The following is a 14,997-nucleotide window of genomic DNA, read 5'->3' on the forward strand; positions in this document are numbered from 1 at the left end:
AGCGCCTTGTCCGTGACAAAGACATTGAATCCCCGCGCGCTGGCGACGGTGGTCCTTGCCAATGCACTGGAGTTCTTCGAGTACTTCGCCTACGCCACGTTTGCCCGCTTCATCGGCGCGGCATTCTTCCCGCATGGCAACTCGGATGTCGCATCGCTGGCCGCGTTCGGCACCTTTGCCACGGGGTTTCTGATGCGTCCGATCGGTGCGCTGGTGTTGGGCGCCTATGCGGATCGCGTGGGACGCAAGCCCGCGCTGGTGCTCAACATCACACTGGTCGCCGCGGGCACGCTTGGCATGGCTTTATTGCCCGGCTACGACGTCCTGGGCGTTGCAGCACCGCTTCTGCTGCTGGCTTGCCGGATGCTTCAGGGATTCGCCATTGGTGGGGAAATTGGCGCGGCAGGTGCGTACCTGATCGAACAATGTGCGCCGGCGCGCCGCGGCCTCTACTGCGGCTGGTTGCTTGCCGGGCAGGGGCTCGCGTTGCTGGCTATCGGCGCTTGCGGCTTCCTGATGAATGACCTGCTCACCGCCGCGCAGCTCGACGCATGGGGATGGCGAATCCCTTTTCTTCTGGCTGTCATGATGATCCCGGTCCAGGTGCTGTTGCGTCGGCGCCTGTTGACTCACGACATTCCTCGGCCGGTTACTGCGGAGGTTGATGTCGGGCGCCTGCAAGGCTGGAAAGTCCTTGCACTCGGGACACTGCTGATCGCAGGCGGCACCGTGCCAACCTATGTCGCCACCTTCACTGCCCCGTTCGAAATGGCGGGCACCATGCCAACGCTGCGGCAATCGTTTCTCGTAACGCTCGCCCTGGGCGCGATCACGTCCGCGGCATCCATCGTCGGCGGATGGCTTGCCGATCGTCTCGGATATGCCACCGTCGTCATCTGGGCGCGTCTGGCTTCGATCATCGCCGTGGTGCCCACCTATCTCGCTGCAGTGCATGGCGTGGGCAACGGCTTCTTTGTCGCTGGCATTGTCGCGGTGACGGCCGCGAGTTGTCTGGCCGCCGGGCCGACTGTCGCCCTGCTGCTGTCGACAGTGCGCAGCACGTCGCGCGCCACATCGCTTTCCTTTATCTATGCAGTCGGTGTCGCGGTGTTCGGCGGCACGGCCCCGGCACTGGTTGCCACGTGGAATGCATGGGCGGGAAGCCGGATGGCCGCAGCCTGGACGATTTCGGCCGCGGCCCTGGGCGCTATCGCGGCGGTGAGGGCGCTACAGCATCACCAGACGCGCGTCCGCTACTGACTATGCGGCGAAGGCCTTTGCGCCGGGCAAGGTGAAGCATAAAGTCGCGCCTTTTCCCTCGACCGATTCGGCCCAGATGCGTCCACCGTGCGCTTCGATGATGGATCTGGAAATGGAGAGTCCCACGCCCATGCCTTCTGACTTCGATGTGGAGAACGGCTGGAACAGTGTTTCGAGCGACGCGGCATCGATGCCATGGCCGGTGTCCTCCACCTTGAACAGCAGGCTGGCATCACCCTCCGGTTCGACGTGCACGGTCAGCTTGCGTGCCCGCGCGTCCGACGTGGCCTCGATGGCATGTATGCCGTTCAGCAGCAGGTTGCCCAGTACCTGCTGTAGTTGCAGACGATCCACCAGCACGCGCAGGCCTTCGTCCACCGACGTCTCGACCTCGATGGCCCTGGCTCGCGCTTCTGGCGAGATCAGGTAGATCGCCGATGCCACCACTTCGGCTGCGGACAGCAACCGCGCCTGCACGGGCGTGTGCGTCATGAATCCGCGCAGCCTGTGGCAGATGTCGGTAGCATCCCGCGCCCAGCGCCGCGCGTCACGTACGGACGCCATGGCTTCCGCGATATCGGGTCCATCACGATCGAGCCACCGCGCAGCGGCTTCGATCGATGTCCGCGTGGCAGACAACGGCTGGCTGATCTCGTGCGTGATCGATGCAGCCAGTTGCCCCACCAGTGCAATGCGTCCCGCGCGCGCCATCTCCGCACGCATGACCTGCAGGCGGTTGATGTTCTCCTGATACTCGGAGATATCGAACGCATAGAAGTGCAGCCGCGTATAGCGGGCGGGGTCCGTTGGCAACGAACAACGCCACACGATGGGAATCGTCCGGCCCGTCAGCGATGTGAGGGTACGTTCGCCCTGGCAGGCGGTCTCACCATCGAACATGGCCTTGAGTACCTTTGAATTGCTGGGGCGGCTGGCCGGCAGCAATGCCTTTGCCGCGGCGAAGAACGTTTCGCGCGATGCGGCATCGAACAACTTCAATGCTGCGTCGTTCGCATCCACGAAGCGGTGATGGCAGTCGCGCAACTGCTGGATCGCCGCGGGATTTTCGTCCAGATAGCCGTCGAGATCCTGCACCCCCTCGGCCTTGCGCTCATCGACCCACTGCCGTATGCCGGACCAATCTTCCACAAGGATGGGAATCGGCGCGAAGCGAAAGGTCTCGTCCACGATCTGGCTGGTGGATTCCACACGTTCACTTCCCTCCGGTTCAATTTTGCAGCGACGCGCGGAAACGTCGGTATCGGGATGGCGCATAGAGAAGAATATTGTTGCGGCGGGTCTGCGTCCGCCATGGTAGCAATGCCATGCGGCGAATGTGTCGGCAACTATACGAATGTATAGCCTCAAGCGCCGACGGCTGTGGCGCTCATGCCGATGGCAAGCGCGGCATCGCGACACCCTTCGGTGCAAACCCGATGTGCGATGGCGTAGGCAACGCGATACTCCCGTATAAGTGTCCCCGTACCGTGATTGCGCTAATGTCCCATCAAGCGCGCGCACCCACGCAAGGCGCTCCCCTATGTTTTGCCCGTTCCAACGCTGATGCCCGTGCCCGCCAAGATTGTTTGTGTCATCGATGACGACCCATCCGTTCGTAGATCCACTGGCGCGCTGATTCGTTCACTTGGCTGGGGCGCAGCCTTCTTCTCCTCCGCGGAAGGCTTCATGGCCCATCCGAGCCACACTGCCTACGATTGCCTGATCTGCGATATCGCGCTGGAAGCCATCTCGGGCATCGAACTGCTGCGCCGACTGCGCGCCGCAGGCGTGCATACGCCATGCATCTTCGTGACCGCCAATGCCACGTCGCGTTGCCGCGAACAGGCCAGGAAGCACGGCGCGGTGTGCATGCTCGACAAACCGGTGGACCCGGACGACCTGGTCGGCTGGCTGTCCCGGGTGCTGAACACAGCCCCCTGATACCGGCGGCCCGGCCACAGAGCAGGGAAACTATACGAACGTGTCGTCCACCATGCGCCAATTGCGACTGTTGCATCGGCGCCGCCGCCCCTACACTCGAACCATCATCAAGGCGTGACACAGGGGGGGAAGGTCCATGGAACGCATGCTGCAAGCGATGGAAGTCTTTGCGCGGATCGTCGAATGCGAGAATTTCACGCGCGCATCCAACCTTCTGGGCATACCAAAGGCGTCCGCCAGCTTGCTGATTCAGCAGCTCGAAGTTCATCTGCAAGTAAAGCTGCTGCACCGCACGACCCGCCAGGTTCGGCCGACGTCCGCCGGCATGACGTTCTACGAATACTGTCTGAAGATTCTCGCCGACATTACCGACCTTAGATCCAAGATCGGATCGTGTGCAGGACAAGCGAGCGGCAAGTTGCGTGTCGAACTGCCCGGCGACATTGCACGCCAGTTGATGCCACACATCGCCCGCTTCCGTCTCCAATATCCGGATGTCAGCCTGCAGGTTTCCACGCCACGGCATTCGTCGAACCTGATCCGCGATGGCATCGATTGCGCGGTCCGGCTGGGCGAGCTCGAGGATTCGTGCCATTTCAGCCGTCAGGTTGGAACGTACCAGTTGATCACGGTGGCGAGCCGGTCTCTACATTTCGCGACATGGATGTCCCGACACGGTGCAAAGCCTGTCATCGCATCGCACGGCGCACGCTTCCCATCAGGGCGACGGCAGACCGTTGGAATTCGGCTTCGCACTGGACGGCCGAAGCATCCGGCACCCGCTGCCCGAATCCATCGTCTTCGACGACATGGACCTGCTGCTTCAATATGGTTTGCAGAATGGCGGGGTCATTCAGGTCTGGGATACCGTGGCAACGCCGTACCTTGCCAGCGGACGGCTCAAGGAGGTGCTCGCGCATTGCCGCCCGCTAGCCCGGCCGATCCATGCCATCTATGCATGCAGGACGCGTGAATCGATGGCGCTGCGCGTTTTTGTGGACTGGCTGTCCTCGGCATTGGAAAGCTGCCAGACAGCCGGCAGCCGCCCAGCATCCGAAGACAAAACGCGCACCGCGTTGGAAGCCGCCTGCACCCCGGCCTGAGAGCGCCGAAGCATCGAGTACGGCGATCGCCACCGGGGGCCAGCGTCGATTTTTCCTGACCGGCATATATTTCGCGAGCCACCTATAATCCGGTTTTTCGGATAGCAGTGCGGGTGGAGCGATGCATCGAATCGGATATTTTCTGACGGACGAATTCCAGGTCATGGCCATCGGTACACAATCCGTGTTCGAGTTCGCCAACGTCGTGGCCCGCGAGCGCGTGTACGCCGTGACCAATTACTCGCTATCGGGTGGGGACGTCCATGCGTCGCTAGGCATCTCCGTCAAGACCGAGCCCATTCACAAGAGCACTGATGCCGATACCTGGATGATCAGCGGCATTGTCGACCCGACCCAGCGCTCCAGCACGGCTGCGGAACTGGATTTTGTCCGGGCGGCGTCGAAACGTTCGCGCCGGACCGCGGGACTTTGTACCGGCGCATTCGTTCTGGCAGACGCCGGCCTGCTCGACGGCAAGCGCGCCACCACCCATTGGGCCTACGCCGATGCGCTGAAGGCCCGCTGCCCCAACGCGCAGATCGAATCCGACCACATCTTCGTTGTGGATGGCGGCATCTGGACATCGGCTGGCTTGACCGCTGCCATGGACCTCGCCCTCGGTCTGGTCGAACAAGACCTGGGCCATGAAGTGGCAACCAAAGTCGCGCGCGTGATGGTCATGAACCAGCGACGCGCCGGCGGCCAGTCCCAGCAGTCCGCAATGCTGAAGCTCGCGCCGAAATCGGACCGCATCCAGACTGCACTCGAATACGCGCGCCAGAACCTGGCACGACCCCTGCGCGTAGAGGAACTGGCACGCGCCGCCCATCTCAGTACGCGGCAGTTTCTGCGCATTTTCCAGGCCGAGACCGGCCAATCGCCAGCCAAGGCGATAAAACAGCTACGCATCGAGACGGCACGCACCATGATTGAGCGCGGCCGCCACCCCTTGGAAGTCATCGCGCGAGAAACCGGCTTTCGTGACCGCAACCACCTCCGCGAGGTCTTCGTCAGCACCTATGGCGCAAGCCCTCAGGAATTGCGTCGGGAAGCCCGGACCCCTATTGCGGCGTAACACGCTGGGACGCGACTGAACGACCGTCTGTCCGTCTGTCTGTCTTAACAGCGCGGGCGTACCCATAAATGAAAACACCCCAAAAGTCGGTCTCCAACTTTTGGGGTGCCATTCACAAAACTTTAGCGCGCGATCGTTTAGATTTTTTCCAGACTATCGCGCCGCTTTTAAAACTATCTTGTCACGCTACAGATTCGCTCAGGCGAAGTTCTTCGCGGCGAAATCCCAGTTCACGACGTTCCAGAATGCCTCGACATACTTCGGACGGGCATTGCGGTAGTCGATGTAGTAGGCGTGTTCCCACACGTCGCACGTCAGCAGCGGCTTGGCGTCGGTGGTCAGCGGCGTGGCGGCGTTCGAGGTGGACACCAGGTCCAGCGAGCCGTCGGTCTTCTTGACCAGCCAGGCCCAGCCCGAACCGAACGTGCCGACGGCAACCTTCGTGAATTCTTCCTTGAACTTGTCGAACGAACCCCACTTGGCGTTGATCGCGTCGGCCAGGGCACCGGTCGGCTGACCGCCACCGTTCGGCTTCATCGATTCCCAGTAGAAGGTGTGGTTCCAGACCTGGGCAGCGTTGTTGAAGATGCCGCCCGACGACTTCTTGACGATTTCTTCCAGCGACGCGTTTTCGAACTCGGTGCCCTTGATCAGGTTGTTCAGGTTCGTGACGTAGGTCTGGTGGTGCTTGTCATGATGGAACTCCAGGGTCTCCTTGGAGATGTGCGGAGCCAGGGCGTCATGCGCGTACGGAAGAGGAGGGAGCGTGTGTTCCATTGTTCTGTCTCTGTTGGGTGGGGAGAGTGGCCGATTGTAGGTGACTTGCCAGACCCGCGCAAACGGCCCCGGAAAGCCCCCTGGTGTCATGTTAGTTTCCCGCGCGGCCAGTCAGGAAACCCGTTCTATCGATTGAGAATCAGTCTCAACGGAATGCATCTAGAACGTCTCCAGCTTGGCTTGCACGCCGGCGATTTCGATGTCGGCACTGCCCTGCGCAAGCCGCGCTTCGATCACGCTGCCCGCGCGCAATTCGGCCGGTGATCGCAATGCGCGGCCGCGATTGTCGAGCAACACCGCATAGCCGCGTTCGAGCGTGCGTTGCGGCGCCAGCAACTCCAGCGCGCCGGATACCCGCGCCAGCCGCTGCGACTCGCGCTCGTGGCGCCGCTCGGCCGCCGCTTCCATGCGCGCGGCCAGCCGCGTCAGTTCCGCCTGCGCGCGCGCCACATCGGGCTTGCAGGCGCGCCAGCGCATCTTAAGGACATCGTGACGATGCCGCTGCGCCGACACGGTATCGCGCAATGCCGCACGCAAGTGTCGCGCCAGATTGTCGACGCGCGCGCGGCGCTCCTGCAGTTGCGACTGCGGACTGCGCAGGCGCCGCGCCAGCCATTCCAGGTGCTGGGCGCGCCGTTCGAGCTGGCGATCCATGCATTGCGCCAGCGCATCGCGGGCGCGGCGCGTGGCCTGCAACAGATGCGCGCGATCGGGGCTGACCAGTTCGGCCGCGCCCGTCGGCGTCGGCGCGCGGACGTCGGCCACAAAATCGGCAATCGTGAAATCCGTTTCATGGCCGACCCCGGACACGACCGGCATCGCGCTGCGCGCGATCGCATGCGCCACCACTTCCTCGTTGAACGACCACAGGTCCTCGATGCTGCCGCCGCCGCGGCACAGGATCAGCACGTCGCACTCACGCCGCGCGCTGGCCACATCGAGCATCGCGGCGATCTTTTCGGCGGCGCCGGCGCCCTGTACCGGCACCGGATAGACGATGATCGGCACATGCGGCGCGCGCCGCTGGAGCGTCGTCAGCACATCGCGCATCGCGGCCGCCTGCAATGAGGTCACCACGCCGATTGCGCGCGGATGCGACGGGATCGGCCGCTTGCGTTCGGTATCGAACAGACCGGCCTGTGCAAGTTTTTCCTTGAGCCGCAGGAACGCTTCGTAGAGATTGCCAAGGCCCGCGCGGCGCATCGCCTCGACACCGAGCTGCAATTCGCCGCGCGCCTCGTACATCGACACCACGGCGCGCACCTCCACGGCTTCGCCCTCGCGCGGGGCGAAGTCGACATGCTGGTTGCGGCCGCGAAACATCACGCAGCGGATCTGCGCGCGCGCGTCCTTGAGCGAGAAATACCAATGCCCGCTGGCCGCGCGGGTGAAATTTGAGATTTCTCCCCTTACCCACGCCAGTGGAAAACTGCGTTCGAGCACACCGGCGATGGCGTGGTTGAGTTCGCTGACGGGGATGACGTCACGGGTGCGGGAGAGCGGCTGAGGCGGCGCAAAACGCGAAGGGTTCTCATTCTCTGGCATGGCGCGGCTACCGCACAGGCGGCGTCGGATGGACATGTCCACAGCATAACGGGTCTGTCAAGAGGCAGCGCACACCTCACATGCATTTCCCCAGGATCCGCATACTTCCGTACAAGCCATTGATTCTTATGAATTTTCGGCCGGGGCCAAAAAACAGGCAATGTAAGAGAAAACCTTACGCGTCAAACACTTATCGAAATCGGTGCGGGCTTGTTCACAAAGTTATCCACAGAAGTTTTGGATAAATGATTTGTCAAGAGCTGGATCTGTGGACAACGTATACGTTCCCAGCCGGCTTGTGCTGTGGTAACGGCCCGCGTCTGCCGATGCCCATGTCAATCAGCCGGACAGGCTAATACCATCGGTTGCCCGTTTTTTAGGCACAACGCGGGCTTTCCATACGGATCAACGGTTTACGTCGCTTCTCCCACGCTTATCCACAACCGGTCCACAGTCCTGTCCTGTTTCCATGTGGAAACTCTGCGACTTGTCTGATTGACGATCCTTATCTGCCCGGACGTCGTTTGCACATTCTTTGAGCAGCGGAAAACTTCGGCTTTTAAATCAGTACTTTAGGGTGGTTCTTAGACTGCTTTCCACAGCCGGTCCACAATGCTGTCCCTGCCACGTGTGGAAAGCCCCTCGAAATGGTTACCAACCGTGCGAAAACAGTTGCAGACACCCCCCTGCGGCGGATGGGCGGCCTGTTTCGGGCGCTTTGCCCAAAAATCAGGCAGGCCCTGCGATGTCCTTTACGATCAAAGGCTTAGCCGGCTTTTCCGAAGGCTTTCCACAAACCGTCCACAGCACTATCCCGGTTTGGTGTGGAAAGCCGCAGACAAGGGCTTGATCCCCGTGGCTTGCCGCGCGCCAAGGCGCGGGTTAGAGTGGCGCCTGCAATTTTTCGAGCATTGCCGCTGCACGTTGCGAAGTCGACGTGCATCAAAGGCTGCCACGCATTTCGTCCAGCTAGCTGTTCCGTTTGTTCCGTTTCGGGTCTGTCGTTCGTTCGTAGAATTCGGGGGTCCACGTGTTTTCCATCATTCAAGCGGCCGGCTGGCCGATCTGGCCGCTGCTGCTCGCGTCTGTCATTGCGCTTGCACTGATCGTCGAACGTTTCGTTTCCCTCAAGCGCAGCAAGATCCTGCCGCCCAAGCTCTATGACGAGGCGCTGTCCGCCGCGCAGCAGCGCAAGGCCACGCCGGAAGTCGTCAGCAATCTCGAAAAGAATTCGCCGCTCGGCCGCGTGCTGGCCGCCGGTCTGCGCCACGTGGTGCTGCAGCCGCAGACCTCGCGCGATGCCGCGAAGGACGTAGTCGAGGAAGCCGGCCGCATCGTTGCGCACGAGCTCGAGCGTTACCTCAATGCGCTCGGCACGATTGCCTCGGTGGCGCCGCTGATGGGCCTGCTGGGCACCGTGGTCGGCATGATCGAGATCTTCGGCAATCAGGGCGGCACCGGCGCCAATCCCGAGCAACTGGCGCACGGTATCTCGGTGGCGCTCTACAACACCGCCTTCGGCCTGATCGTGGCCATTCCCGCGCTGATCTTCTGGCGCTATTTCCGCCGACTGGTCGACGACTATGTGGCGGAGCTGGAATTCCGCGCCACCGCCTTCCTGGACGCCATCCTGCCGCAACGGCGGGGCTGACGCGCACCGGAGCACGCCAACATGCGTTTCCGTTCCCGCCAGCGGCGCGAGGAGCCGGAGATCAACCTGATCCCGCTCATCGACGTGCTGCTCGTGATCCTTATCTTCCTGATGATCACGACCACGTACTCGCGCTTTACCGAACTGCAGATCCAGCTGCCCACGGCCGACGCCGACCGCGCGCAGCAGCGTCCGAGCGAAATCGTCGTGTCGGTGTCGGCGCGCGGCGTCTATTCCGTCAACAAGCAGATCCTCGAACAGAAGGACGTCACCAGCCTGGCCGACCAGTTACGCAGCGCGGCGGGCCCGGCCGGCAACGGACCGCCGCCGGTGGTCATCGTCAATGCCGACGCCCAGGCCACGCACCAGGCCGTGATCAATGTGATGGAGGCCGCGCGTGTGGCCGGCCTGTCGCGCCTGACCTTCGCCACGCAAAGCACGCAGCAGCGCTGAGGCGCCGTTCCGGCCGCGCCGCGTGAGATGGACGGCAAACTTGCCGCGTGCGCCGCGCGATGCCCATAATGTCTGCATTCAGTGGACGTCCCGGCGACGGGGGCGTCCGCTCCGCCCCTTTTCACCGCTGCCCATGCCCGCTCCCCGACACGGAATTGCCGACTTCGTCACCGCCCAGTGGCAACGCCGCGGCTGGTTTGCCTGGCTGATGTGGCCGCTGTCGCTGCTGTTCGGGCTCATCGCGCGCACGCGCCGCATCGCCTACCAGCGCGGCTGGTTCAAGTCCACGCGGCTACCGATGCCCGTGATCGTGGTGGGCAATGTCACGGTGGGCGGCACCGGCAAGACGCCGGCCGTGATCGCGCTGGCGCAGGCGCTGAGCGAGGCGGGCCTGCGGCCCGGCGTGGTGTCGCGAGGCTATGGCGTGAAGCTGCGGCACCCGCGCCGCGTCAAGCCCACCTCGAAGGCGAGCGATGTCGGCGACGAACCGCTGCTGATTGCACGCGCTGCCGATGTGCCGGTCTGGGTGTTCCCCGATCGCGCGTTATGCGCGCAGACGATGCTGGTCTCGCACCCCGGCGTGAACGTGCTGTTGCTCGACGACGGCCTGCAGCACTACCGGTTGCAGCGCGACTTCGAGATCGTGATGTTCGATGCGCGCATGGGCGGCAACGGGCTGCTGCTGCCGGCCGGCCCGCTGCGCGAACCGTTGAGCCGTCCGCGCGACGCCACGCTGATCAACGACCCCAACTTCAAGGCGACGCCCGACAAACCCGATGTTTACGGCATGCGCCTGGAATTGGAGCAGGCGTGGCAACTGATCGATCCGACCATGGCGCGCCCGGTCTCGCAGTTTGCCGACAAACGCGTGCTGGCTGCCGCCGGCATCGGCAATCCGGAACGCTTCTTCGCCAGCCTGCGGCGCGCGGGACTGTCGCCGACCGCCACCATGCCGTTGCCCGACCATTACGACTTTGCCGACGACCCGTTTGCGGGCAACGACAGCGCGCTCGATGCCGACGTGATCCTGATCACCGAGAAGGATGCCGTAAAATGCGAGCGCTTCGACGACCCCAGGATCTGGGTCGTTCCCACCACGCCCGTGATCGATGCGGGCTTGATCGACAAAATCCGCCGCGCCGTGATGGCGCGCAACCCGTCCGTCGCCACTCCCGTTACCACCGGGCATACCACCGCCACGGGCGCGACGAACGGTCTCGACAAGGAACACCAGGATGGACAACCGGCTGCTTGAAATCCTCGTCTGCCCGCTGTGCAAGGCCAAGCTGGAATACGACCGCGCCGCTCAGGAACTGATCTGCCACGCGGACAAACTCGCATACCCGATCCGCGACGGCATCCCCGTCATGCTGGCCGATGAAGCGCGCCAGACCGTGCCGGGGCGCGTGGTGCCCGTGGAACCGGCCGGCCCGGCCGGCAACTGATCCGCCGTCCTTCCCTGTCGACGCCCATGAGCATTCCCGCATTCACGGTGGTGATACCGGCCCGGCTGGCATCGTCCCGCTTGCCCAATAAGCCGCTGGCCGATATCGGCGGCCATCCGATGATCGTGCGCGTGGCCGAACGCGCGCATGCGTCGTCGGCCCAGCGCACCGTGGTCGCCACGGACGCGCCCGAAGTGGCGGCGGCCTGCGCCGCGCACGGCGTGCAGGCTACGCTCACGCGCGCCGACCACGCCTCCGGCACCGACCGCCTGGCCGAAGTCGCCGCGCAACTGCAGCTTGCCGACGACGCCATCGTGGTCAATGTGCAGGGCGATGAACCGCTGATCGACCCGACCCTGATCGACGAAGTCGCGTTGTATCTGGCTGCCCATCCGGACTGCGCCATGGCCACGGCCGCCCATCCGCTGCATGACGTGACCGACGTGTTCAATCCGAACGTGGTGAAGGTGGTGTGCGACAACGCGGGGCGCGCGCTGTATTTTTCTCGCGCGCCGATCCCCTGGGCGCGCGACGCCTGGGCCGCCGTGCCGCAGCAACCCGCCGCTTCGGCGCAGGTGCCGCTGCCGGACATGCCGGTGCTGCGTCATATCGGTATCTATGCGTATCGCGCTGGATTTTTGCGCCGCTTTCCCACGCTGGCCGCCGCGCCGCTCGAACAAACCGAAGCGCTGGAACAGTTACGCGCGATGTGGCACGGCGAGCGCATCGGCGTGATGGTCACCGATGCCGCGCCGGCACCGGGCGTCGATACCGCGGCGGACCTGGAACGGGTGCGCGCACTGTGGGCGCAAGGCATGGCGCAGGACGGCCCCTGAGGCTGCCACGGGCGTGGCTGGCGGCCGCATAGACCGCAGTTGTCCGTTGAAGTTCATACTGCTGCAACTTCAGTGCAGGCCGAATCGTTATGCGCCATGGCATAATGCCTGCCGATACAGAGCCCGCTGGCGCGCCGCGCGCGTCGGCAAAGGCTCGGTGGGGAGATAGAGATCGAGCCAGCCCGGATGCGCGCCGCTGCCGTCGTCGACACGACCGGCCAGTCGCCGCAGCGCTTCGGGCGCCGTGCATGCGTGGACCGCGCCATATGCCTTGACCTTCACGTCCGGCATGACGACGCGTAAGTCCTGCGTCAAGTTGCGGCGTTACCCTCCGTCGATACCTCCCGCCAGACCGAATTCAAATACCTTGAGGACCCGTAAATGCGTTTGATCCTGTTGGGCGCGCCTGGCGCCGGCAAAGGCACGCAAGCCAAGTTCATCTGCGAGAAGTTCGGCATTCCGCAAATTTCCACGGGCGACATGCTGCGCGCCGCGGTCAAGGCCGGCACGCCGCTGGGCATCGAAGCCAAGAAGGTGATGGACGCAGGCGGTCTGGTGTCCGATGACATCATTATCGGCCTCGTGAAAGACCGTCTTAAGCAGCCCGACTGCGCCAAAGGCTATCTTTTCGACGGTTTCCCGCGCACGATCCCGCAGGCCGAGGCCATGAAGGAAGCCGGCGTGGCCATCGACTACGTGCTGGAAATCGACGTGCCGTTCGACGCGATCATCGAGCGCATGAGCGGACGCCGCGTGCACGTGGCATCCGGCCGCACCTATCACGTCAAGTTCAATCCGCCGAAGACGCCCGATGTCGACGACGAGACTGGCGAACCCCTGATTCAGCGCGACGACGACAAGGAAGAGACCGTGCGCAAGCGCCTCGAGGTCTATTCGCAGCAAACCCGTCCGCTGGTCGACTACTACTCCGACTGGGCCGCCAAGGGCGACGCCTCGGCCAGCGTCGCACCGCCGAAATACCGCAAGATTTCGGGCGTCGGCGATGTCGACAAGATCACGGCCAGCGTATTCGATGCGCTGAAGTAAGTCGCACGATCCGCATCCGACACCGAAACGGCCTGGGTTTTCCCAGGCCGTTTTTGTTTGCGACACCCGTTTGGGGGAAACGCCGGGGCCGCCCGCAGGCCCGGTGGCAAACCCTTCATCGTTCCCGTTTCCTTGCGCACCGATTTACGTTAACGTAAACGGCACTCACAACAAGGAGACAAGCGGATGGACATCCAGGGGAACGTTTTCATCGTCACCGGCGGAGCGTCGGGTCTGGGGGCGGGCACCGCCCAAATGCTGGCCGACGCCGGCGGCAAGGTCGTGATCGCCGATCTCAACGAAGCGGCCGGCACGGCGCTGGCCAGCAAACTGGGCGGGCAATTCGTGAAATGCGATGTCGCGTCCGAATCCGACGGCCAGGCCGCGGTCGACGCCGCGCTGAAGCTGGGCCGTCTGTCCGGGCTGGTCAATTGCGCGGGAATCGCCGTGGCGTCGAAGACCGTGGGCAAGAACGGCCCGCATCCGCTCGATGCATTCGAAAAGACGATCCGCGTGAACCTTATCGGCACCTTCAATATGATCCGGCTGGCGGCGGCGGCCATGGTGCAGAACACGCCCGACGCCGAGGGCGAGCGCGGCGTCGTCATCAATACCGCATCGGTGGCAGCGTTCGACGGCCAGATCGGCCAGGCCGCGTATGCCGCGTCCAAGGGCGGCGTGGTCAGCATGACGCTGGCCATTGCACGCGATTTGTCCCGCGATGGCGTGCGTTGCATGACGATCGCGCCAGGACTGTTCGAAACGCCGATGCTGCTGGGGATGCCGCAGGAAGTGCAGGACGCACTGGGCAAGATGGTGCCGTTCCCGCCGCGGCTTGGGCGACCGGCCGAATATGCGAGGTTGGTGCAGGCCATTATCGGCAACCCGATGATGAACGGCGAAGTGATCCGCCTTGACGGCGCGATCCGGATGCAGCCGAAGTAAGCGCTACGTCCCCGCAATGGTCTCCGCCGGCAACAGCATCGCCAGCATCAGGCCCGGCGACGCCGGCGGCACCAGCGACAACTGCTCGTAGTAGACCAACCCGCGCGCCGGGTGATGGAAGCCGCGGCGGCCGCCCTGCCGCTCTTCCACATCCTGCGAGCGCCATGCCTGGGCAAAAGCCGGGCTGTCCTCGAGCAGCCGATCGATCAGCGCGCGCGTGGGCGGATCCTCGGCGTGGCGCAGGCTATGGACGCGAAATTCGGCCACCAGCCGCGCGGCGCGATGCGGCCAGTCTTCCACCAGCGCCTGCAGCGGCGGCGACAGGAACATCGCACGCAACAGATTGCGCTCCTCGCTATCTGGATCGAGCCAGCCCACGAACAGCGACGCCGCGGCGGCATTCCAGGCCAGCGCCGTCCATTGCCGATCGAGCAAATACGCTGGCGCGGCAATCGCCTGCACGCTGGCCAGCAGCGCCGCCGGGACCGCGGGCTCGGCGTCCTGCCGCGGTTCGGGCTTGCCTGCCAGCGCGAACAGATAGGCGCGCTCGGCGCGCGACAGTCGCAGCGCCAGCGCCAGGCTTGTCAGCGCGCGCGCCGACATTGCCACCGGCCTGCCCTGCTCCAGCCAAGTCACCCAGGTGGCACTGAGTCCGGACAACTGCGCCACTTCCTCGCGCCGCAGGCCGGGCGTGCGGCGACGTCTGCCCGGTGGCAGGCCGACATCGGCCGGCGTCAGGCGCTCGCGGTGACTGCGTAGAAATGCGCCAAGTTCGGCTTCTCGCGAAGAGGGACCCACCGGTTCTACAGGCATGGCTGGTGACTCTTATACCAGGATAAAAGTGTGACTTGTACCGGGAAAACACGGCGTCTACAGTACGTGAACCCCCGGGGCCGGACAACCTTTTTTCACCTGCACA

General features: G+C 63.8%; 16 protein-coding genes and 1 pseudogene. 12 read left to right on the top strand and 5 right to left on the bottom strand.

All coding sequences use genetic code 11. From position 1 onward, the window contains the following. Positions 1 to 12 precede the first annotated feature (12 nt). The gene (locus AC1RKI_RS00780; protein WP_061958271.1) at positions 13 to 1,260 is read left to right on the top strand and encodes an MFS transporter; all 1,248 of its coding nucleotides are present in this window, start codon (positions 13 to 15) and stop codon (positions 1,258 to 1,260) included. On the opposite strand, the gene AC1RKI_RS00785 is transcribed toward AC1RKI_RS00780, so the two are convergent. Next, on the bottom strand, positions 1,261 to 2,469 hold the full coding sequence (locus AC1RKI_RS00785; RefSeq protein ID WP_223505660.1) for a sensor histidine kinase: 1,209 nt from the start codon (positions 2,467 to 2,469) through the stop codon (positions 1,261 to 1,263). 354 nt (positions 2,470 to 2,823) lie between these two features. Here AC1RKI_RS00785 and AC1RKI_RS00790 point away from each other — a divergent pair, with 354 nt between their 5' ends. The 4 genes and pseudogenes from AC1RKI_RS00790 to AC1RKI_RS00805 all read left to right on the top strand — a co-directional run bounded on the left by AC1RKI_RS00790 (position 2,824) and on the right by AC1RKI_RS00805 (position 5,379). Then, positions 2,824 to 3,201 (top strand): response regulator transcription factor, encoded by a 378-nt coding sequence (locus AC1RKI_RS00790; RefSeq protein WP_492794199.1) that lies wholly within the window; start codon positions 2,824 to 2,826, stop codon positions 3,199 to 3,201. Positions 3,202 to 3,358: 157 nt separating this feature from the next. Next, positions 3,359 to 3,841: pseudogene (locus AC1RKI_RS00795) on the top strand (LysR family transcriptional regulator); the annotation flags it as partial. A 97-nt stretch (positions 3,842 to 3,938) separates the two neighbouring features. Then, complete coding sequence (locus AC1RKI_RS00800; RefSeq protein WP_492794198.1) at positions 3,939 to 4,304, top strand: LysR substrate-binding domain-containing protein; 366 nt, start codon at positions 3,939 to 3,941, stop codon at positions 4,302 to 4,304. A 121-nt stretch (positions 4,305 to 4,425) separates the two neighbouring features. Further along, positions 4,426 to 5,379: a GlxA family transcriptional regulator gene (locus AC1RKI_RS00805; protein ID WP_150982181.1), complete on the top strand. Its 954-nt coding sequence runs from the start codon at positions 4,426 to 4,428 to the stop codon at positions 5,377 to 5,379. A 198-nt stretch (positions 5,380 to 5,577) separates the two neighbouring features. On the opposite strand, the gene sodB is transcribed toward AC1RKI_RS00805, so the two are convergent. Beyond that, complete coding sequence (sodB, locus tag AC1RKI_RS00810; protein ID WP_061958276.1) at positions 5,578 to 6,156, bottom strand: superoxide dismutase [Fe]; 579 nt, start codon at positions 6,154 to 6,156, stop codon at positions 5,578 to 5,580. Positions 6,157 to 6,315: 159 nt separating this feature from the next. Further along, positions 6,316 to 7,701: an exodeoxyribonuclease VII large subunit gene (gene xseA / locus AC1RKI_RS00815; RefSeq protein WP_244786778.1), complete on the bottom strand. Its 1,386-nt coding sequence runs from the start codon at positions 7,699 to 7,701 to the stop codon at positions 6,316 to 6,318. A gap of 1,030 nt (positions 7,702 to 8,731) precedes the next feature. Here xseA and AC1RKI_RS00820 point away from each other — a divergent pair. The 5 genes from AC1RKI_RS00820 to kdsB all read left to right on the top strand — a co-directional run bounded on the left by AC1RKI_RS00820 (position 8,732) and on the right by kdsB (position 12,086). Next, entirely contained in the window at positions 8,732 to 9,352 is a 621-nt protein-coding gene (locus AC1RKI_RS00820; RefSeq protein WP_061958278.1) for a MotA/TolQ/ExbB proton channel family protein, read from the top strand. 21 nt (positions 9,353 to 9,373) lie between these two features. Continuing rightward, entirely contained in the window at positions 9,374 to 9,805 is a 432-nt protein-coding gene (locus AC1RKI_RS00825; RefSeq protein WP_061958279.1) for an ExbD/TolR family protein, read from the top strand. A 133-nt stretch (positions 9,806 to 9,938) separates the two neighbouring features. After that, complete coding sequence (gene lpxK, locus AC1RKI_RS00830; protein ID WP_061958280.1) at positions 9,939 to 11,060, top strand: tetraacyldisaccharide 4'-kinase; 1,122 nt, start codon at positions 9,939 to 9,941, stop codon at positions 11,058 to 11,060. After that, a complete protein-coding gene (locus AC1RKI_RS00835; RefSeq protein ID WP_061958281.1) occupies positions 11,041 to 11,250 on the top strand; it encodes a Trm112 family protein in 210 nt (69 codons plus the stop codon). Before lpxK ends, AC1RKI_RS00835 begins: the two co-directional genes overlap by 20 nt. A 26-nt stretch (positions 11,251 to 11,276) precedes the next feature. Beyond that, positions 11,277 to 12,086 (top strand): 3-deoxy-manno-octulosonate cytidylyltransferase, encoded by an 810-nt coding sequence (kdsB, locus tag AC1RKI_RS00840; RefSeq protein ID WP_061958282.1) that lies wholly within the window; start codon positions 11,277 to 11,279, stop codon positions 12,084 to 12,086. 87 nt (positions 12,087 to 12,173) lie between these two features. On the opposite strand, the gene AC1RKI_RS00845 is transcribed toward kdsB, so the two are convergent. Further along, positions 12,174 to 12,377 (bottom strand): hypothetical protein, encoded by a 204-nt coding sequence (locus AC1RKI_RS00845; protein WP_061958283.1) that lies wholly within the window; start codon positions 12,375 to 12,377, stop codon positions 12,174 to 12,176. A gap of 90 nt (positions 12,378 to 12,467) precedes the next feature. On the opposite strand from AC1RKI_RS00845, the gene adk reads away from it, so the two are divergent. Both adk and AC1RKI_RS00855 read left to right on the top strand, forming a co-directional pair. Beyond that, the gene (gene adk / locus AC1RKI_RS00850) at positions 12,468 to 13,133 is read left to right on the top strand and encodes an adenylate kinase (protein ID WP_061958284.1); all 666 of its coding nucleotides are present in this window, start codon (positions 12,468 to 12,470) and stop codon (positions 13,131 to 13,133) included. A 186-nt stretch (positions 13,134 to 13,319) separates the two neighbouring features. After that, a complete protein-coding gene (locus AC1RKI_RS00855) occupies positions 13,320 to 14,078 on the top strand; it encodes a 3-hydroxyacyl-CoA dehydrogenase (protein WP_341247856.1) in 759 nt (252 codons plus the stop codon). Positions 14,079 to 14,081: 3 nt separating this feature from the next. On the opposite strand, the gene AC1RKI_RS00860 is transcribed toward AC1RKI_RS00855, so the two are convergent. Beyond that, positions 14,082 to 14,891, bottom strand: a complete 810-nt coding sequence (locus AC1RKI_RS00860) for a helix-turn-helix transcriptional regulator (protein ID WP_150982186.1) — start codon at positions 14,889 to 14,891, stop codon at positions 14,082 to 14,084. Positions 14,892 to 14,997 lie beyond the last annotated feature (106 nt).

The sequence above is a fragment of the Cupriavidus sp. GW822-FHT06G04 genome (assembly GCF_058799075.1).